At 67.1% G+C, this 18,702-nt stretch carries 16 protein-coding genes and 1 tRNA gene; 6 read left to right on the forward strand and 11 right to left on the reverse strand.

Annotated elements, in window-relative coordinates:
* Positions 1-356: 356 nt before the first annotated feature.
* The 4 genes from GO986_RS03610 to GO986_RS03625 all read right to left on the reverse strand — a co-directional run bounded on the left by GO986_RS03610 (position 357) and on the right by GO986_RS03625 (position 3,492).
* Positions 357-848 (reverse strand): hypothetical protein, encoded by a 492-nt coding sequence (locus GO986_RS03610; RefSeq protein ID WP_157457897.1) that lies wholly within the window; start codon positions 846-848, stop codon positions 357-359.
* Between the two features lie 307 nt (positions 849-1,155).
* Positions 1,156-1,887 (reverse strand): Sir2 family NAD-dependent protein deacetylase, encoded by a 732-nt coding sequence (locus GO986_RS03615; protein WP_157457898.1) that lies wholly within the window; start codon positions 1,885-1,887, stop codon positions 1,156-1,158.
* 9 nt (positions 1,888-1,896) lie between these two features.
* Positions 1,897-2,418, reverse strand: coding sequence for an RNA 2'-phosphotransferase (locus tag GO986_RS03620; protein ID WP_157457899.1), 522 nt, complete (start codon positions 2,416-2,418; stop codon positions 1,897-1,899).
* Between the two features lie 210 nt (positions 2,419-2,628).
* Complete coding sequence (locus GO986_RS03625) at positions 2,629-3,492, reverse strand: ion transporter (RefSeq protein ID WP_369409118.1); 864 nt, start codon at positions 3,490-3,492, stop codon at positions 2,629-2,631.
* A gap of 40 nt (positions 3,493-3,532) precedes the next feature.
* Between GO986_RS03625 and GO986_RS03630 the strand changes: the two genes are divergently transcribed.
* Both GO986_RS03630 and GO986_RS03635 read left to right on the forward strand, forming a co-directional pair.
* Positions 3,533-5,029 (forward strand): carboxypeptidase M32, encoded by a 1,497-nt coding sequence (locus GO986_RS03630; protein WP_157457900.1) that lies wholly within the window; start codon positions 3,533-3,535, stop codon positions 5,027-5,029.
* A gap of 2 nt (positions 5,030-5,031) precedes the next feature.
* Positions 5,032-5,841: a YDG/SRA domain-containing protein gene (locus tag GO986_RS03635; RefSeq protein WP_369409119.1), complete on the forward strand. Its 810-nt coding sequence runs from the start codon at positions 5,032-5,034 to the stop codon at positions 5,839-5,841.
* Positions 5,842-6,035: 194 nt separating this feature from the next.
* Here GO986_RS03635 and GO986_RS03640 read toward each other — a convergent pair whose 3' ends face one another.
* Positions 6,036-8,261, reverse strand: coding sequence for an esterase-like activity of phytase family protein (locus tag GO986_RS03640; RefSeq protein ID WP_369409120.1), 2,226 nt, complete (start codon positions 8,259-8,261; stop codon positions 6,036-6,038).
* Positions 8,262-8,306: 45 nt separating this feature from the next.
* The gene (locus GO986_RS03645) at positions 8,307-8,990 is read right to left on the reverse strand and encodes a glycerophosphodiester phosphodiesterase (protein ID WP_157457901.1); all 684 of its coding nucleotides are present in this window, start codon (positions 8,988-8,990) and stop codon (positions 8,307-8,309) included.
* A 303-nt stretch (positions 8,991-9,293) separates the two neighbouring features.
* Between GO986_RS03645 and GO986_RS23355 the strand changes: the two genes are divergently transcribed.
* Together GO986_RS23355 and paaI are read left to right on the forward strand one after the other, a co-directional pair.
* Positions 9,294-10,130, forward strand: coding sequence for a MerR family transcriptional regulator (locus GO986_RS23355; protein WP_157457902.1), 837 nt, complete (start codon positions 9,294-9,296; stop codon positions 10,128-10,130).
* A 28-nt stretch (positions 10,131-10,158) separates the two neighbouring features.
* Complete coding sequence (gene paaI, locus GO986_RS03655) at positions 10,159-10,521, forward strand: hydroxyphenylacetyl-CoA thioesterase PaaI (RefSeq protein WP_157457903.1); 363 nt, start codon at positions 10,159-10,161, stop codon at positions 10,519-10,521.
* Here paaI and GO986_RS03660 read toward each other — a convergent pair.
* The 5 genes from GO986_RS03660 to GO986_RS03680 all read right to left on the reverse strand — a co-directional run bounded on the left by GO986_RS03660 (position 10,499) and on the right by GO986_RS03680 (position 16,893).
* Positions 10,499-11,575 carry a DUF4357 domain-containing protein gene (locus GO986_RS03660; RefSeq protein WP_157457904.1) on the reverse strand — a complete coding sequence of 359 codons (1,077 nt, stop codon included), beginning with the start codon at positions 11,573-11,575 and terminating at the stop codon, positions 10,499-10,501. The genes paaI and GO986_RS03660 overlap by 23 nt on opposite strands.
* Before the next feature lie 83 nt (positions 11,576-11,658).
* On the reverse strand, positions 11,659-12,255 hold the full coding sequence (locus GO986_RS03665) for a DUF4384 domain-containing protein (RefSeq protein ID WP_157457905.1): 597 nt from the start codon (positions 12,253-12,255) through the stop codon (positions 11,659-11,661).
* A 217-nt stretch (positions 12,256-12,472) separates the two neighbouring features.
* Positions 12,473-12,546, reverse strand: a tRNA-Gln gene (locus GO986_RS03670).
* A gap of 67 nt (positions 12,547-12,613) precedes the next feature.
* Positions 12,614-15,253, reverse strand: a complete 2,640-nt coding sequence (locus GO986_RS03675; protein WP_369409121.1) for a DEAD/DEAH box helicase — start codon at positions 15,251-15,253, stop codon at positions 12,614-12,616.
* 599 nt (positions 15,254-15,852) lie between these two features.
* Positions 15,853-16,893: a bifunctional nicotinamide-nucleotide adenylyltransferase/Nudix hydroxylase gene (locus GO986_RS03680; protein WP_157457907.1), complete on the reverse strand. Its 1,041-nt coding sequence runs from the start codon at positions 16,891-16,893 to the stop codon at positions 15,853-15,855.
* A gap of 98 nt (positions 16,894-16,991) precedes the next feature.
* On the opposite strand from GO986_RS03680, the gene GO986_RS03685 reads away from it, so the two are divergent.
* Both GO986_RS03685 and GO986_RS03690 read left to right on the forward strand, forming a co-directional pair.
* Positions 16,992-17,480: a YbjN domain-containing protein gene (locus tag GO986_RS03685; RefSeq protein WP_157457908.1), complete on the forward strand. Its 489-nt coding sequence runs from the start codon at positions 16,992-16,994 to the stop codon at positions 17,478-17,480.
* A gap of 166 nt (positions 17,481-17,646) precedes the next feature.
* Positions 17,647-18,546: a DUF1206 domain-containing protein gene (locus tag GO986_RS03690; protein ID WP_157457909.1), complete on the forward strand. Its 900-nt coding sequence runs from the start codon at positions 17,647-17,649 to the stop codon at positions 18,544-18,546.
* Positions 18,547-18,702 lie beyond the last annotated feature (156 nt).

An 18,702-nucleotide genomic window follows, 5' to 3' on the forward strand; every position in this document is an offset into this window, starting at 1 on the left:
GCCCGCCGGGGTCGGTGGGATCAGCGGTCCTCCTTCTCTCATCCGGACTGGACGGCGAGAGAGGCAACGTTCAGTGGCTTCAGGCTTGGGGGCGGCCCCTCACCTGTCTTGCCGCGTTCAGCGCGTCTCTGCTTGCCATGACACCGTCGGCCCCAGACTCTCACCGGGTCGGGCCTGGGCGTGGTGCAGTTTGCCCAGGCTTCGCGGGCTGAGGCGTGCGTGTGCGCGCCATCACCGCCGGTAGGGATTCACACCCTGCCCCGAAGGAAGCAGCCCACCCGTAGCGAGTGGGCCACGAGGAGGCTAGCACCGGCCAGGCGGGCGCCGTCTGTGGGGGCCAGACAGGACGAAGGAAGTTAGGGACTCCTTTCCCTGCGCCGGGGCTGATCAGGATTCAAGTCGATAAGTTCGCGGACCTCACCCTGATGAACCCGAAACAGCCGCCCCGCCCCTGCCAAGAGCAGCTCGCCACGCCGGTCAAAGTCTGCCCAGGTGGCGTCCTGCACTTCCGGGATGTCGGGCTCGCCCAGCCAGCGGTAAGCCGCAGAATACGGGTACAGAGGCGAGCTGAAGCGCAGTTCCAGTTGACGCTTTTGGGCTTCACCGCTTCTTCCCCAGCCCTCCGGTTCGCGCGTCACGCGCCACCCTGTTCGTTTCAGGGACGTCAGTAAGGTCTTCGCCGGCTGTGGCGGAGCCACCGTCACCTCAAACCCTGGAGGGCGCAGGAGTTGCTGCTCTGGCCGGGCGTGGTTGACTGTTATCTTCCGGTTGCCATCAAAGACGCCGCCTCCACTCCAGCCATCTGAGGCATTCCACAGCCCCAGCGCCCGGACGGACGGCGGCTCCACGACCGCACCTCAGTGCCGAAAGTGCGGTGGGCGGCACTCATCTGATCGGGCGACTCGTTCCGCGCCATGTAGAGCAGGTGTTCTCCGTCGGGCGACAGGTCACTCATCCAGGGATACAGCTGGCCCCTAAACCACGACCCCGGCGTAAAGTGATCGGTCTGGGTGTTCCACAGATACAGGCGTGTCCAGCGGCTGGGGCCACGCCGGAAAACCACCGCCTGGTCCGCTTCGCTGGCCAGCAGCACCTAGAGGCGCGCGGGCGAAAGCTGGACCATTCCCTTGACCCGCCCCGAAGGCCCGGCCGCTGTCACAGCAGCGCCGCCAGCCCCCTGGACGCCACATCCCGCAAGCTGAAGCTCATATAGGGGGTCAGTTCGGTGGCGTCGGGGTTGATTTCGATGACGGTGCCGCCGCCTTCCAGTGTCTCGAACGCCAGCCCAGCGGCTGGATACACCACGCCACTGGTCCCGATAATCAGGGCCACCTCGGCAGCGGCAAAGGCGGCCTGGGCTGCGTTCAGGGCCTCCTCGGGCAGATACTCGCCAAACCAGACCACGTTGGGGCGCATGCGGTGGCCGCGCGGCGAGGTGGGCGGCGTGACGAGGGTATCCGGGTCGGGCAAGGGAACAACCTCTCCGGTGTGCTCATCCCGCGCACTAACCAGATTGCCGTGCAGTTCGACCAGCTGCCCGCCGCCCTGACCGCTGCCCGCACGCCCATGCAGGCCATCCACGTTCTGGGTGGCCAGGAAGAAGCCGGCGCCCTTCTGACGTTCCAGCTCAGCCAGCAGCCGGTGTGCCCCGTTGGGTTGGGCCGCCAGCACGTCGCGGTAGCGTCCGGCGTACCAGTCCCAGACCAGCTCGGGGTCGCGCTCGTAAGCCGCTGGGCTGGCCAGATCTTCGGGCCGGAAGCGCGCCCAGTGGCCACTCTGGGCGTCACGGAAGGTGGGAATACCGCTCTCGGCGCTGACCCCAGCGCCGGTCAGCACCGCCACGCGGGAGGCGGCCGCCAGCGCGGCGCGGGCAGAGGCAAGGTCCATAGTCACAGGCTAGCGCCCAGGCCAGACCAGGAATTCCGGCGGCGCCGCGTCGGTCAACCACACGCCGTTCTCGCTGCGGTAGAAGACATGCCCGGCTTCGTGCATGGCCCCGGCGCGGACGGTCAGGACGGCGGGCCGGCCCCGCCGCGCTCCAACCTGAACGGCGGTCTCGCGGTCCGCCGACAGGTGAACGTGGTGACGATTCATGGGCCGCAGGCCGTGCTGGCGAATAGCCGCCAGTGCGCCAGGGTGCGTGCCGTGGTACAGGAAGGGCGGCGGCACCACGGGTTCCAGGTTCAGGTCCACCGGCACGCTGTGGCCCTGGTTAGCGCGAATCTGGTCGCCGAGCAGACTGAAGCGTGCCTTGTCGTTGTTGGCCACCACCCCCTCCACCGCCGCGCGGGTCACCCCCAGATGGGTCAGCAGCGGCGCCAGCGGCACCCAGCCGCCAGGAGCCAGGGTCAGTCCGGCTTCGTGCGGCGCGTGGCGCAGCAGGTAAGCCAGGCGTTTGGACAGTTGGCGGTCGTTCATGGGGGCAGTGTGACTCCAGCCGGGACTCGGGCACATCGGCCAGATGGACGCGGCCGCTGAGCATTCTGGTCGTGTCGGGTAGAGAGGCGTCTGCCGGCGACTGATCCGGCCGGGCTAGCACGGAACCCGCCCTACGCCTACTTGCGCCGCTTGAGTCAAATCGTTTGTGTACCCAAGTGAACCGGAGTTCGTCTCACCCGCTAGGCGGCCTCAAGACACAGGCGAGCTAACGGGGAGGCTGGGCAGCCCTTCGCCGCAGCGGCGGCAGTAGCGCGCGTCCGGTTCGTGGGGCGACAGGCCGCAGCGGGCGCAGGTCACGGTGGGGGCAGTGTCCAGCCAGGCGCCGCGCTGCGCCTGCGTCAGCCCCACAGTCACAATGCCCGTGGGCACCGCGATGATGCCGTAACCCAGAATCATGACCAACGAGGCCAGCCCTTTACCCAGGGGCGTTTCCGGCGCAATGTCACCGTAGCCTACCGTCGTCATGGTCACGATGGCCCAGTAAATGCTGGTGGGAATGCTGGTAAAGCCGTGCTGGGGGCCTTCAACGACGTACATCAGCGTGCCAACAATCACCACCAGGGTCAGCACCACCGCCAGAAAGACCGTGATTTTGGCCAGGCTGGCCTGCAGGGCTCGCGTCAGCACGCTGGCTTCACTGAGGTACCGCACCAGCTTGAGGACTCTAAAGATGCGCAGCAGCCGCAGCACCCGCACGATCAGCAGGTACTGCGCGCCGGGAATCAGGAGGGCCAGATAGGCCGGCAGTAGGGAGAGCAGATCCACCACCCCGAAAAAACTCCGCGCGTAATGCGAGGCCCGGCGCGCGGTCAGCAGCCGCAGCAGGTACTCGGCGGTAAACAGCCCCGTCAAGGTCCATTCGGCGGCGCGCAGTTGCGGGGCATACCGCGCCCGCAGCGGCGCCACGCTGTCCAGCATGACCGCCAGCACGCTGGCCAGAATCGCGGCGATGAGAAACAGGTCAAAGACCCGCCCCGCCCGCGTGTCCGAGTTGTAGATGACGTCGCCCAGACGAACGCGCCAGGCGGCTCTGTGGTGTGCCTGACTGCTCACGGCGGCAGTCTAGCGCCCGGCCCGCGCTACCCTGGGCGGCATGACACAACCCGAACCGTGGGCGGCGCTGCGGCGCCACTGGCAGGAATTGGCGGACCTGGGGGGCATCGGCGCGCTGCTGGGCTGGGACCAGAGCACCTACCTGCCGCGCGCGGGGGCCGCCAGCCGGGCGCGGCAGCAGGCACTGCTCTCGGGCATTCGCCACGCGCGGGCCACCGACGCCGCCTACGGCCGCCTGCTGGACGGGGCGCAGGCCCAGGGCGACCTCACCCCAGTCCAGACGCGCACCCTGGCTGTCGCGCGGCGCAACTTTGACCAGGCCACCCGCCTGCCCGCCGAATTCGTGCAGACCTTCTCGCAGCACGCGGGCGAAACCTATTCCGCCTGGGTGCAGGCGCGCCCTGAGAACGATTTTGCGCGTCTGGTGCCGCTGCTGGACAAGACCCTGGACCTGAGCCAGCAGGCCGCCGCGTATTTCCCCGAGTTCGCCACGCCCATGGACTACTTTATTGACGCCGCCGACGAAGGCATGACCGCCGAGCAGGTGGACCGCGTCTTCACCGCGCTGCGCGAGGCCCTGGTGCCGATGGTGGACCAGGCAGCGGCCGCGCAGGTCCGCACCGACTTCCTGTCGCGCCACTATCCCATTCCCGCGCAGTTGGCCCTGGGCGAGGCGATTGCCCGCGACTACGGCTACGACACGGGGGCGGGCCGTCAGGACCTGACCGCCCACCCCTTCATGACCCGGCTGGGCGCTCACGATGTGCGCATTACCACCCGCGTGCGGGAAGATGACCCCACCGACGCCCTGTATTCCACCCTGCACGAAGCCGGCCACGCCATGTACGAGCAGGGTGTGGCCGAGGATCTGCTGGATACCCCGCTGGGCGGCGGGGTCAGCGCGGGGGTTCACGAAAGCCAGTCGCGGCTGTGGGAAAACCTGGTGGGCCGCTCGCGCGCTTTCTGGGCCGGGCAATTTGGCCGCTTCCGCGACGCCTTTCCCGAGCAACTGGCGGACGTGACCGAGGACGAGATGTTCCGCGCGGTCAACGTGGTGCGCCGCAGCCTGATCCGCACCGATGCCGACGAACTGACCTACAACCTTCACGTCATCACCCGCTACGAACTGGAGCGCGACCTGCTGAATGGGCGACTGGCGGTGCGCGACTTGGCGGACGCCTGGCACGCCGCCTACGACACCAACCTCGGCCTGCGCGCGCCCAGCGATGTGGACGGCGTTTTGCAAGACGTTCACTGGTACGGCGGGCGCATCGGCGGGGCCTTCCAGGGCTACACGATAGGCAATGTCCTGAGCGCGCAGTTCTATGCGGCGGCGCAGGCGGCCACCCCTGGCCTGGAGGGCGACCTGGCGCGCGGCGACTTTACCCGCCTGCACAGCTGGCTGCGCGAGCAGGTCTACGCGCCCGGCCGCCTGTACACGCCCGGCGACCTGGTGGAGCGCGTGACGGGCCAGCCGATGACCGTGGAGCCCTACCTGGCCTACCTGCGCGGCAAGTACGAAGGGCTTCAAGGCTGAGGGTGACGCCGCTGGCTGGTGAGGTGCCGGGTGTGCCTGTGGGCACCTGCTTTGAAGGGCGCCGCGCCCTGAGCGAGGCGGGGGTGCACCGGCCCCTTCAGGCCGGCATTGCAGGGACGGCCCTGGGCGGGGCCGTGTCGGTGGTGCTGTCCGGCGGCTACGAGGACGATCAGGACAGCGGCGAGCGCATTCTCTATACCGGCGAGGGTGGCCGCGACCCACGAACCAGGGCGCAGACCGCCCACCAGCTGCTCACGCAGGGCAACCTCGCCCTGGCCCGCAGTCACCTGCTGGGCCAGCCGGTGCGGGTAATCCGCCGCGTGTCGGGGTCCACCTACCGCTACGACGGGCTGTTCCTTGTGGCTTCCGTCTGGCACGAAGTGGGGCGCTCGGGTTACCTCATCTGGCGGTTTTTGCTGGAGGCGCAGGTGCCCCAGCCCGCCGGGCGACAGGTCACCACGCGCCTGAGTCGCAAGAGCATTCACGCCGCCCAGGTCAAGGCGTGGCATGACCACACCTGTCAGCTGTGCAGCCTGCGCCTGACCACACCCGCTGGCCCTTACGCCGAAGCCGCGCATATTCGCCCTCTGGGTCAGCCGCACCACGGCCCCGACACGCCGGAGAATCTGCTGTGCCTGTGCCCTAACTGCCACGTGCAGTTTGACCTAGGAGGCGTGGGGGTGGAAGACGACTTGAGCCTCCTGGGACGCCCCGGCCTGCTGCGCCGGGTGCGCGCCCACCGCGTAGACCCGGCCGGCCTGGCCTACCACCGCGCGCACATTTACAGCGCAGACCCCGGCGACCCAGACTGAACCCCACACGCAAGGGCCGCGCTCGGAGGGGGAACACCTCGGCGCGGCCCTTTGGGCTGGGGGTGAAGAGGAGTGGGCACTTCGGCCCACGGTCATTGAAGGCCCTTATTGTGTGCGCCGCTGCCTGACAGAACTCTGAAACCAGGCGCTGCGCCTAAAGCCGCAGAGGACGACAGCCGCCGACGGATTCCTGCTTACTTGCGGCCCACGCCCGCCACCACGTTCAGGGGCGTGTCCAGTTTCAGCCACAGGAACTCGTTGGCATCTTTCACGTCAGCGCCGCGCCCACCCGTGCCGGGGTAGTTGTTGTCGTTGGCGACCAGAATGGTGTTGGCGTCCAGCACCAGCACGTTTTCAATGGTCACGTAGGGGAACTTGAACACGCCGCCCTGGGTGCTGGGGGCCAGGCCCTGGGGGTCTTTCACGTTCATCAGGTCGGCCACCAGCGTCTTTTTCAGGGTGCCGTCGGCGTTCTTTTCATTCAGGCTGACCAGATACACGCGCTTGGTTTTGGCCGCCGCGCCGCTGAAGTTGTCGCGTTCCAGCACCAGGTACTGCGTGGCATTCACCGGCGTCAGGTCACCGATGGCGTTGGCGGTGTCGTCCAGGCCATAGCGGCCCGCCAGCGTCCACTGCTTGCCCGCCGGGTCGTAAGCGTGCAGGCGCAGCTGGCCGGGCAGGTCACCCGTCACCGTTTTTTCCAGCAGGGCGTACAGCGTCTTGCCGTCCGGGCTGAGGGTGACGCCTTCAAAGCCACCGCTGCCGCCCACGTTGGCCGCCGCGCTGCTGGTGCCCAGGGCGTAGGCCGGGTTCTGGGGGCTGCGAACCTCGGGGGCCGTATACCCGCCCACCACGCGGGCCCCCGTGGCGGGAAAGTCGGTAAAGAAGCCGTCCACACCGGCCCGCAGGGCCTGACGCATCTCGGCTTCGGGGTCGTTGGCATAGCCCGGCAGGAGGTAGGTGGCCTCGTTGCGGAAGGTCCAGGGGTGGACCAGCAGCCCGGCGGCGTGGGCACGGGTCACAAAGTCGGTGGTCGCGCCCTTGTCGTCAATAATCCAGCGCTTGTACGCGCCCACGCCGCTGGCGTAGGTGGCCAGCTCCTTCAGGCCGGCGTCGGTCGTCAGAACGCCGTATTTGCGGGTGTCGCCCTTGGCGGCCCAGTCGTAGGGCGCTTCGTCGGCGCTGCTGACCAGCTGCACCAGCGGCAGGGTCACGCCCGCCTTGGGCATGATGTTCGTCTTCAGGTCCTTGAGGTTGGCGGTTTCGAAGGACTGGATAAAGACCCGCGCCGGGTCGGTGAATCCCTCTTTCTTCAGGGTGTCAATCAGCAGCTGCGAGGTGTTGACGCCCTGGGCCGCGAAGTAGGTCGGGTGCTTGGTTTCGGGATAGATGCCGACCTTGCGCCCGGTCTTCGCTTCCACCTCTTTCACCAGCGCAATGACTTCAGCCAGGGTGGGAATCTGAAACTGGCCGTCGTAGGTCTTGCCGCGCAAGGCGGGCGGTCGAGCGCCTGCCCGCAGGGTCTTCAGTTCGGCCAGGGTAAAGTCCTCGGCAAAGTAGCCGCGCACGTCCACGCCGTCCACCTTCTTGGTGGTCAGGCGGGCGGCAAACTCGGGGCGGGTGGCCACATCGGCGGTGGCTTCCAGCACCTTACCGGCCGCGTCAACGGTGGCAATCACGGGCTCGTGGCGGGCAATCAGCACGCCGTCTTTGGTCACCACAAGGTCGGGTTCGATAAAGTCCGCGCCCCCCTCAATGGCGACCCGGTAGGCCTCCAGAGTGTGCTCGGGACGGGTGCCGCTGCTGCCCCGGTGCCCAATCACGATGGGCGCCTGGCCGCGCAGGGTGGGCAGGCCTGGCAGGTTGGGCGTGGCGACCGGCGCGTCCAGCAGCCGCCCGTCCGCGCTGAAGTGCAGCAGGTACGGCCCGAATTCGTCGCCCACCCACAGGCTGCCGTCGGGGGCCACCGCGAAGCCCTCCACGTCAAAGTCGGCGCCGGTCAGCAGCCGCTCTGGGCTGGCTTCGTTGACGATCAGCCACGGCACCTTGCGGTCGGGGTCCCGCAACTGGATGAAGTCGCCCACGCCCACCTTGCCCTGACCGGCCGGCGCCGTTTTGGCCGTCAGGTTGAGCCGGTACAGGCGCAGCAGGTAGTCGGCGCTGTTGGCCTTGCTGCCGTAGCCGTTGTCACTCAGGAACAGATAACTGCCGTCCTTGCCAAACTGCACGCCGGAAAAGCCCTGCACCGGCTGCGAAGAAAAGCGCGCCGGGCCGCGCAGCCCCGCCCCCGAGTAGGCGCCGCTGGCGGGCCCAGCGGCGAAGGTGTCGGCGGGCAACTCGGCGTAGCCGACCAGGGTGGCGGCAGAAGCGGGGGCGGCCAGGCTCAGCAGGGCCGTCAGACCAATCAGGGCGTGTCTCACGACGGTACGGTGCCGCGCGTTCGTCAGGCCGGGGTGCGCTGCCCGTCAGGGGCGGGTCAACCGCGCACCCAGCAAGACCGCCGGCTCATCGCCAATCAGGCCGTCTACCCCCAGGGCCTTCAGGCGGGCCACCTCGGCGGGGTCATTAACAGTCCAGGCATTGAGCCGCCAGCCGTGGGCGCGGGCCAGGGCCAGTAGGGCCTCATCCACCACTTCGAAGGTGGGATGCAGCGCGGCACTGCCGGTCCAGCGCATTGCGGCGCGCAGCAGGGGCACCGGGTACGCGCGGTGGGTTAGCAGGCCCCGCTCCACCTGCGGCGCCAGGTCCCGCGCGGCCCGCAAAAGCGTGGGCATGAACGAACTCAGGATGACCCGCCGCGTCAGGCCGTAAGCCGTGACCGCCTGCAGGGTGCCGGCCACGCGGTCATCAGGCCGCAGCCCTTCAAACTTCAGTTCGATGTTGACCCACGCGCCCGTATCAGCTGCCCAGGCCAGGGCCGCGTTTAAGGTCGGGACCAGTGGGGGCAGGTCGGCCACACACAGGCTGGGCAGCGCCCGCCCATCAGCCAGCACGACGTCGTGGTGCACGACCAGGGTGCCATCCATCAGGCGCCGCACGTCCAGCTCGACACCGTCCAGCCCGGCGTCCAGGGCCGCCTGAAAGCCCGCCAGTGTGTTTTCGGGGTACTGGCGCGGCGTGCCCCGGTGGCCCAGCAGGAGAGGGGTCATAGGGGCAGGGTACTGCGCGAGGTCGAAGGAATGGCTGTTCAGATGGACGCCGGCAGCATCTCTGATTCCATAAAGGCCCCGGAGCGGACTGAGCCTCCGCAGAGCAGGAAGGGAGCTGGCCAACGCCAGGCCCCCACTCTTCAACGTGTGATCACGCCAGCCACCGTTCGTCATGTCAAATTCAGGGGCCAAAACTTGAGCCGCGGAGCTTGGGGATCCCGCCCTGCTGAATCCCCTGACCTCACCCCTTGACCTTGCCCCTAGGGCAGGGCGCACGCTAAGGGCACCTCCGGAGGACGCCCCATGACCACCCCCGCCCCCCCACTGATGACCATCGGCGCGTTTGCGCGCGCCAGTCGCCTGAGTCTCAAGGCGCTGCGGCTGTACGGCGACCTGGGCCTCCTGGCCCCCGCGCGGGTGGACGCCCAGAGTGGCTACCGGCTGTACGCCCCGGACCAGCTGGCCGACGCCCGCCTGATCGCCCTGCTGCGTCAGACCGAGATGCCCCTGACCACCATTCGCGCCCTGCTCGACACACCCGGCCAGGACCGCCCAGCCGCGCTGCGCCTGCACCTGGCGGCCCTGGAAGCCGCCCACCGCCAGCGGCGCGACCTGGCCCGCCACCTCATTCAGCAGCTTGAAGGAGTGACCCCCATGACCCTGCCCCCCATTCAGACCCGTGCCGTTCCCGCCCAGCCCGTCGTCACCCTGACCCATCACGTCTTTGTCGCTGATCTGCCCGCGACTATTGCCCGCAGCATGACCGCCCTGATGGAGACAGTGAGGGCGCAGCAAGTGGACTTTGCCGGTCCCCCGTTCGTCATCTTCCACGGCGAGGTCAACGCCGATAGCGACGGGCCGGTTGAGATCTGCATGCCCTACAGCGGCGCCCTGCAGCCCAGCGGAGAGGTGAAACTGCGCATCGAGCCGGCCCACACCGAGACCTTTGTGGTCCTGAGCAAGACCCAGTTCGAGTTCCCCGCCATTCTGGCCGCCTACGACGCCACCGCGGCTGCCGCACAGGCCCAGGGCGAGTGCGGGCAGCTCAGCCCGCGTGAGGTCTATCCGTATGACTGGGACGCCGCCGGACCGAATGATCCGGCCGGCGAGGTGGCCTGGCCGTACACACCGCGCACCTGACCCCCCGCCTCTCGCCTACCCTGAAGGCATGAGCTACGCCGCCCACCTGGGCCTGACCGTGCAGGAAGCCAGCCCAGAACTGACCCGCGTGACCGTGACCGTCGGCCACGCGGGCCTGAACATGCACGGCAGCGCCCACGGCGGCCTGCTGTTCAGCCTGGCCGACGAGGCACTGGCGGTGATCAGCAACCTGGATGCCCAGGCGGTCGCCATTGAGACCCACCTCAGCTTCTTCCGCGCCGCACGCCCCGGCGACACCTTGATGGCCCTAGCGACACCCGAACGGGTGGGCCGCACCCTGGCCACCTACCGCGTCGAGATTCGGCGCGAGGCCGACTGGGAACTGGTGGCCCTGTTTCAGGGAACCGTCAGTCGGCGCGAGCAGAAGTAGGCCGGTACATCTGAGCTGGGCGGCCCTGATCATCGCGCCAGACATCCCAACCATTTTTTGCGCCCCCAGAGACGATTCCGGCTGCCCTACTGGGGTTGGTGTACTCAACGTCTGCAGCGAACAAGAGCTGGTCTGCTTGATCAACCAGGACCCCAGCAGCCAGCAACTGAGCACGTTCGCGCTGAACGCCGCCGGCATAAGGCTTGACCTCCTTAACGGCGGTGCTGCCTGCTTTGATCACCCAAGTCCCCTTTGTCAAAGAGTAGTCAGCACGCGCAGCAGCAGTTTTGATCCAGAAGCTGAATGAAATGCTCTCGGGCACAGTTCCTGAACTTTGCGCAAACGTCTCTATCAGGCTCTGCGCCGTAGGCAGTGGGCGGCCCAGCAACACATCCCGCTCTACTTCGGTCAGCCGGTTCATTTCAACCGCCGCTTGAGCCGCCAGCTCGAAGGAAGGAATCTGGTACTGCGCCTGAACAGCGTCAACCGCCGCGGTCTTCTCTCGCCGGATTCGCGCTTCGTCAAGGCGGCGCTGCTGCTGAGCGCCAACTTGCTGCACCGCCGCAGAGAATCCATCTGACCGCCAGACTGCCGGATCGAACAGCGCGGCGAAGTCGTCGGCGAAAGTGTCCCCCTCTTGCCCCAATTCCAGCTTCAGGACTTCATGGTCCTGAAACGTGCCGCCCGGCTGGTGTGTGCGGTCCAAGATGACCCACACGCGGCCGTTGGTCAGCACCGCCCACGGCGTGCCTTCGCTGGCGGCGTAGGTCACGACCTGCTGATAATCTCTGGCGCTCAGCGCCACCGTCATGCCCTTGAGTTCCAGGGCAAACTTGCCCGCCCCGACCCGAATCAGAAAGTCAGACCGGGTGCCGCTGCTGTTGGTTTCCTCAGGCACCACTTCAGCCGGATTCCAGATGTCGAAGCCCGCCGCGTGCAGGAACCGCAGCACGATGGCCTGCCGCACCACGGCTTCACCCGGCGGCGAGCCGTGGGCCAGCCACTTCTGCACCGCATGGACAGCTTCACGAACACGCATCTGCACCGCTGACATGTGCGGGGCAGTGTATCAGCGTGGCGCGGGCTACAAAACAGAAGAAGGAGGCTCTGGGCCCCCTTCCTCTTCTCTGGTCAACTTCAGTAGTTGACGTTGTAGCTCGCCGTGTCGCTCGTCCAGTCCTTCTGGGGAATGGGCTTCTCGACGGGGTTCACCACGATGCTCAGGGCCTGCGCAAAGCCGGGGGTGGTCGTGGGCTTCACGGTGGCAAAGTCCTGCCCCGCCGTGTACGAGCTGAGTTCGCTCAGATTCAGCTGACGGCGGCTGGCCACGACCAGCACGCGGTTCAGCCCTCTGGGGCCCGCCACGTCAAAGGTAAAGCGGTCACCTGTGGCGGGGAAGGCGCGCGTCTGCCCAGCCCGCACATAGTTATTGCCGGACCCTGACAGGCGGTTGGGCAGAATCTGGTCGGTGCTGCCGTCAGGATTGACGTTGAAGAGGTACACGTAGGCGTTCTCGTTCACCGAGGTGTACAGCGTGATGCGGTCACCCACGCGGTAGTTGGGCACGGCGTTGCCGCTGCGGTCGCGGTCAACCCACACCCGCGCTTCGAGGGTGGTGGGCGTGGGGTTCACGATGATGCTCTGGGTGCTCAGCTGCGGCGCAGCGGCGGCGGGCGCGGCGAACACGCCCAGCAGGGCGGCGGACAGGGTCAGGAGCAGAGTAGGCTTGTTCATGATGGACTCCAGTGGGCGCAGTTCGCCTCTCTGCGCGGCTTAGGGCCGTGCAGGTAAGGGAAGGGGAAGCGTCTGCGCTCTGACCCTCACAGTAGGCCGCCCTGCCTGACGGGCGGTGAAGGCCAGCTGACGGAACATGAGCTGCGTTACGTTCAGCCTCATATTCGGGTGCCCATGCAGAAGCGGCCCCCCGGAAAACCGGAGAGCCGCTGAATTCTGGCAGGGATACTAGGATTCGAACCTAGACAAACAGATCCAAAATCTGTTGTGCTGCCATTACACCATATCCCTAAAGCAGGCGCCATTTCTGGCGGGCATGAGTATAGCGGCGCCCCAGGCGCGGGGTCAAGCGCAGGGCTTATGCCGGCGCCGCTGGCCGTTCAGTGACCGTCAGACCGGCAAATTTTAGCAGCAGGCGCTTCTGGCCCACGCCTGGGAAGTACACCAGCACTTCGCGGCGCTCGCCCTGGTGAAAGCCCTGCATAAAGACGCCCACGCCAAACTTGGGATGCTGAAGCCTCAGCGGCTCGGTGGTGCTGACCGCCCGCTGCAATTCCCGGCTGGGAATGCCCAAACGGGCGCTGACCTCGGGCAGAGAGAGGCCGTGCAGGTCCAGCAGTTCACGCGCTTGCAGCGGCCAGCTGGGCGGCAGGACCGGCTCATCGGGCAGAGGGATGGCGCCCGGCAAGGAGACCACCTCAGGCTGGGCCAGTGGCGCCATCCCCGGCAGGCTTTCTAGAAACAGGCGCGTGGCGTGCTTGTCGGTGGGGCGGCGCTCGCCACTGGGCAGGGTGGGTGAAAAGCAGCGGCTGACCGCAATGCATTCGTAGCAACCATAAGTGTTGTTGCAGCAGGTCTTGGACACCAGCCCCAGGGCGCGCTCTAACAGGGCGTCCATCTGCTCATACGCCCGCCGCGCCACGCCCAGGCCGCCCAGCCAGTCGTCGTACAGGAAGAAATAGGTGTCTCGGCCCTCACGAAAGGCGCTGGCCAGATCGTTCTCGTCGCAGGCAATCCGTTCGGGCGTGACCTTGTGCAGCAGGTGCTTGAGGGTATGGGCCACGGCGGTCGGCCGCTCGGTGGCGCGGGGGTCCAGGCCAATTTCAACTGCACTGGTGCGGAAGGCCGGCAGCTCGGTGGGCTGCTCGTACAGGTGTTCCGAGAGCCGGTGGTCCTGCATGCGGTCCTGAATCCGGCCCCCGCAGCGGGCGCAACTGCGTTCGGTGGGCCCGGGTTCGCGGTCACAGCCCACGCACACCCGCTCGAAGACCTGCCGCAGCATCTGGTAGCCCGCGTAGCGCCGCCGAATACTCACTTCGCCGCAGCGGTAGGCCAGCGGCCCGCGCCGTACCCACTCGCCCATCTGCACCGGCGTCACCAGCGTGGCCGACAGCCCGCGCGTAAAGAGGTTGGCAGCCTCATAGCGCTCGACCACAATCGCCGTGCCCGCCGGGTGCTCGTCCCAGCGCAGCACCTTATAGCCCTGGCCGTCCAGGGTAAAGACGGCGCCCTCGTGCTTTTCCGTCAGGGCGTAGTGCTGGCTGGGGCTTTCCAGCGGCGTGTCCAGCGCCTTTGATCCCAGGCGCTCCCAGTCGGCGGCCTCCACAACGGCGTATTTCAGGCTGCCCTCGCCGCGCAGATTCCAGTAGCGGGGGGCCGGGCGCGGTTCGTGGGGCGCAGGCAGGCCAGCCAGACGGAATTCCTCGTTGGCCCGCGCCTGGTGCCGGGGTGAGAGGTAGGGGTTTTGCGCCTCCACCACGGCCTTTTCAATGGGGCCGGTCAGCAGGTCTAGAAAATTGCCCGCGTTGCTGTAAAAAGCGTCGGCCGGCAGCGGTACCCCCTGTTCGTTCAGGGCCGGCAGGTACAGCACCAGCCCCGGCGCAATGCGCCCCGCGCGGCCCGCCATCTGACGAAAGGCCATGCGGCTGCCGGGATAGCCGTCGATAATCACCACTTCCAGGTCGCCGATGTCCACGCCGGCTTCCAGCGCGTTCGTGGCAAACATGACCCCGCTGCGGGCCCGCCGGAACTCAGAGAGGCGGCCCTCGCGGTCGCTGGTGCCGGCCATATACAGGTGGGCGCGGCGGGCGTATCCCGGCTGGGCCCGGTAAGTGGAATACAGCCGCGCGGCGCGTGAGCGGCCCCGGAAAAAGGCCAGCACCTTCAGGTCGTAGCGTTCCGAGGCGTCCATCACCGCGTTCCAGAAGCGGCGGGGCTGCCCTCTGTGGTCGGCCAGCACGAACCGTTTGCCGTGCCGGGCGGCGCCGGACTCGCTGACCTCGGTGGCGTCCACGCCGGTCAGCTCCCGGGCAAATTCGGCCGGGTTGCCGATGGTGGCCGTGCTCAGCACCACCTGAGGGTTCGCCCCCAGCGCGCGGGCCAGGGCCAGCAGGCGCCGGACCATCCCGGCCACCTCCGAGCCAAAGCCGCCCCGGTAGGTGTGGGCCTCGTCCAGCACCAGAAACGAGAGCCCTCTGAGGAACTCGCGCACGCCAGGCTGGGTCAGGGACCAGTGCAGTTTGTCGGGCGTGGCCGTGACCATGCGGACGCCAGGCCTAAACACCTCGCCGCCCTGGGCCGAGCCCTGAAACGACGCCACCTCCCAGGGAAAGCCGCCGCGCTCACGGAAAGTCAGCAGCTTGTCGCGCTGGTCCTGCCCCAGGGCCACCAGGGGGTAGACGAAGAGGGCGGTGGCACTGGGATCGCGTTCCAATCGGTCAAAGACGCCGGGAAAAAAGGCCCCCGTTTTGCCGCTGGCGGTCGGCGTCGTGATGATGACGTGTCCGCCTTCCCGCATCAGGCGGTAAGTCTGGGCCTGGTGGGCGTAGACCTCGGGGAAACCAAACCCGCGCGCTACGGCGCCGCTCCAGCCCAGGTCGGTGACGCTGACGGTCCGGGCACCCTCTGCCTCTTCCTCGTGAAGACGGGTCGCGCCGCTGCCCAGCGTGTCGCGCAGAAAGCCGTCCAGGCGGGCAAAGGGCGAGCGAGCGGGCAGCACGGGGTTCAGTGTAAGGGCGTGCTGGATGGTGGGAGGGGGATTGGGTCACGGTGTGGGGTTGGGAGGTTGGCCTCTCCGGCCGGGGGTGCCCCACCCCCCAGCCCCCTCCCCCAGAGGGGCAGGGGGAGCAGACGTTGGCACTGGGCAGGGGTTGACTGACGCAGCGGGGAGGCCAGGTCTTTCTACGGTGTGGACGCCGTGGTCAGGCTCCGCCCATCGCCCCACGCCCGCGCGCTCCGCGCACGACGGCTTCCGTTGCTGACCCCGTATAGCCGCCGAGTGAGAACGCTTCAAACGCGAGGTTCTACTTTTGAAAAGAGGCTCTGGCTTCAGCGCCCTTTAAAAGTAGAACCTCTGGGCCGCACCAAGCCTTCCTGCTCCTCCACCGCCCAGGTCCAAGCGAGGCCATTGTGCGCGCAGCGCGCAGGCCCTTCCGATGGGCAGCGGATGGCGTCGAGGCCAGACACAGGGACGAAGCGTCCAACCTCGCCAACGCCAGTCGAAACTCTTGCCGAGCGCAGCGCTGCTCCCCCTACCCCTTTGGGGAAGGGGGCTGGGGGGTGGGGCACCCCTGGCCAGGCAGGCCAACTCATCCGCCCCTACCCCCTCATCACAAAATGCTCAACAATCGCGTGGTGGTCCTCGAAAAACTGCTCGGGCTGGCCCAGGGCGTCATTCAGCGGCACCCACAGGGCCTCGCTGGCGTCGCTGCCGCCACTCAGGCGGGGCAGTTGCCCCAGGCCCAGGTCAAAGTGAAAGGCGTGGGTAACGGTGCGCCCGCGCAGGCTGCGGCTGGGATAGTCAAAAACGGCCTGGGCCCGCAGGTGGGCGGCGAGGTCCAGCCCGGCGCCCAGGCCCGTTTCTTCATGCACTTCGCGGATACAGCCGGTCAGCAGCGGTTCGTCCTGCTCCAGAAACCCGCCGGGCATCGCCAGACGGCCGCGCCCCGGCAGGCCGCCCCGGCGCACCAGCAGCACATGGCCGCTCTTGACCACCACGGCGTCGGTGGTCACGAAAATAGGCGGAAAAGGCGCGTCTTTCCAGGCCGCGCGGTAGCGCCTCAGATAGTCGTATTCGGTCTGCAATTCCTGAAACTCAGGGCCGGCGCGAAAGCGGTCCAGAAAGGCGTGGATGCTGGCCGGCACCATCTCCTGCACGTCGTGCAAACGGTTCTCAAAGTAGGCGGTGCGGACATCGGTGGCGCTCAGAGGACTGACCACATGGGTCGGGATAAATTCCCAGGCTGGAAAGGACCTCAGGTAATAACTGCTCTCGTCTTTGATGTGCCCAATCAGGGCGATATCGGTGCTGCCGCGCGTGTGGCCCGCCACCCCGCCCTGCACCTCCGAGAGCCACAGCGCCTCGTTGTAAAAGTAGTCGCGCACATGCACGAACAGCAGCCGGGCACGCGGAACACCAGCGTCGCGCAGCATCGCCACAATCAGCTCCTGGCGTTCGTCGGCTGTAAAAGGGTTCTTGATGTTGCGGGCGGCCCGCGCGCTGCCAATCACCACAATCAGCTTCTGCACACTCTGGAGGGCTTCGAGCATCACCAGCAGGTGCGCCTGATGGGGCGGTTCAAAGCGGCCGATATACACCCCAAAGGTGCGTTTGCGGCGGGCAGGCGCAGGAGCAGTCATATTGCTCATAGTAAGAGAAACCAATCATTAAGAAAATGAGACTCACACCTCATCCTAAAGCAGCTCACATTTTGCGGCCGGGCGTCGTACGCTAAGGCATGAAGAAAAAACTGCTGTCCACGGGCCTGCTGCTGTCTCTCGTCTCCTCCACTGCTCTGGCGGGCAGCGCGGGCGCCCCTGTCGCTTCACAGGTGCTGGCCAGCACCCCCACCGCCCTGGCCGCCGCCCTGCGTGAAGCGGGCTACAAGGTCACCGTGGAGCCGGTGAGCGCCGACAGCGACCCCACCCTGACGGTCACGGCCGGCGACTATGAAGTCAGCCTGTGGCTGAGCAACTGCAAGGCCAATGTCTGTGGCCGCGCCACCGCCAGCGTGTCCTGGGACTACAGTGACGACGAAGATAGCCTGGACCTGGAACTGACCAACGACTGGAACAGCAACTATTACACCCAGGCCTACATCTATGAAGGGGCGTACTACCTGGACTCGACCCTGTTTATCGGCGGCGGCTACACCAAAGCGGCCCTGAAAGCCTGGATGACCGAGTACCTGGACGACGTAAGCGACTTCGAGCTGGAACTGCCCTGAGCTAAAACGTCCGTGCCCAGTGCCCCCAGTCCCAACAGACTGGGGGTTTTGCCGATGCCCCGCGCGCACAGCCCTGTGGATGAAGGGACGACATGTGTCTGGTCAAGAAAAGGAGGTCGGCCCGCAGACCCGTTCCTGGCCAGGAACCAGGCACACTGCACCCCACATGGCGGACCTGAAACATACCGGCGAGGAGCTGGCCTCGCACGTCAAGAGCGGCGTTCACCGCGCGCAGCAGGGGGCCAGAGTCGCCACCGAACACGCGGCGCCGGGCCTGGAACTGCTGGCCCGTGTCGGCTACGCCAGCAAGGGCGTGGTCTACGGCGCCGTGGGGCTGCTGGCACTGGGGGTCGCCCTGGGGCGCGGCGGCGCCACCACTGATTCGCAGGGCGCCCTGATCCGGCTTCAGGACATTCCGGCCGGGTCGGCGCTGCTGTGGCTTCTGGCCGCCGGCCTGGTGGGCTACGCCCTGTGGCAGCTGATTCGCGCGGTGCTGGACCCTGAACACCAGGGCGCCGGGGCCAAGGGTCTGGTCAAGCGCGCCGGCTATGGCCTGAGCGCCGGGGCCAACGCGGGCCTGGCTTTTTTCACGGCTCAGCTGGCGCTGCGCGGCGACATGGCCCGGCAGCAGAACAGCGAAGATCAGGCGGCCAGGACGGTACTGAATCTGCCCGCAGGGCAGCTGCTCCTGGGCGTGGTTGGACTGATATTGCTGGGCATAGCGGCCAATCAGCTGTATATCGCCTACGGGGCCAAGTTCATGAAGCACATGGCCTTTCACGACATGGGGGCGCGCACCGAACAGGCCCTGAGCCGGATTGGTCAGGTGGGTATCGCGGCGCGCGGCGTCCTGATGCTCCTGATCGGCAGTTTCGCTCTGGTCGCCGCGTGGCGCGGGCAGGCCAGTCAGGCTGCCGGGATGTCCGAGGTGCTGACCTGGCTGCGTGAACAGGCCGCCGGCAACGTGCTGCTGGGGGCCGTCGCTCTGGGAACGCTGTGCTACGGCGTCTGGTGTGTGGTGCAGGCCCGCTACCGCCGGATTCGCATTGAGGGCGGTGCCGGGTGAGACCAGACGGTGCAACAGATCAGGTTCAGGCGCTGCAATGAATGAAGACGACACCATCCAATCCTTGACAGAGCCTCTGCGAAGTCTTTCATTCCCACTGAGGAGCGCATCAGCCCCACGTGGAAATGAGTAATGCGCTGTTGTCGCAAGACAGGA

Origin of the sequence: Deinococcus arboris, from assembly GCF_009755355.1 — a bacterium.
Taxonomy (GTDB): domain Bacteria; phylum Deinococcota; class Deinococci; order Deinococcales; family Deinococcaceae; genus Deinococcus; species Deinococcus betulae.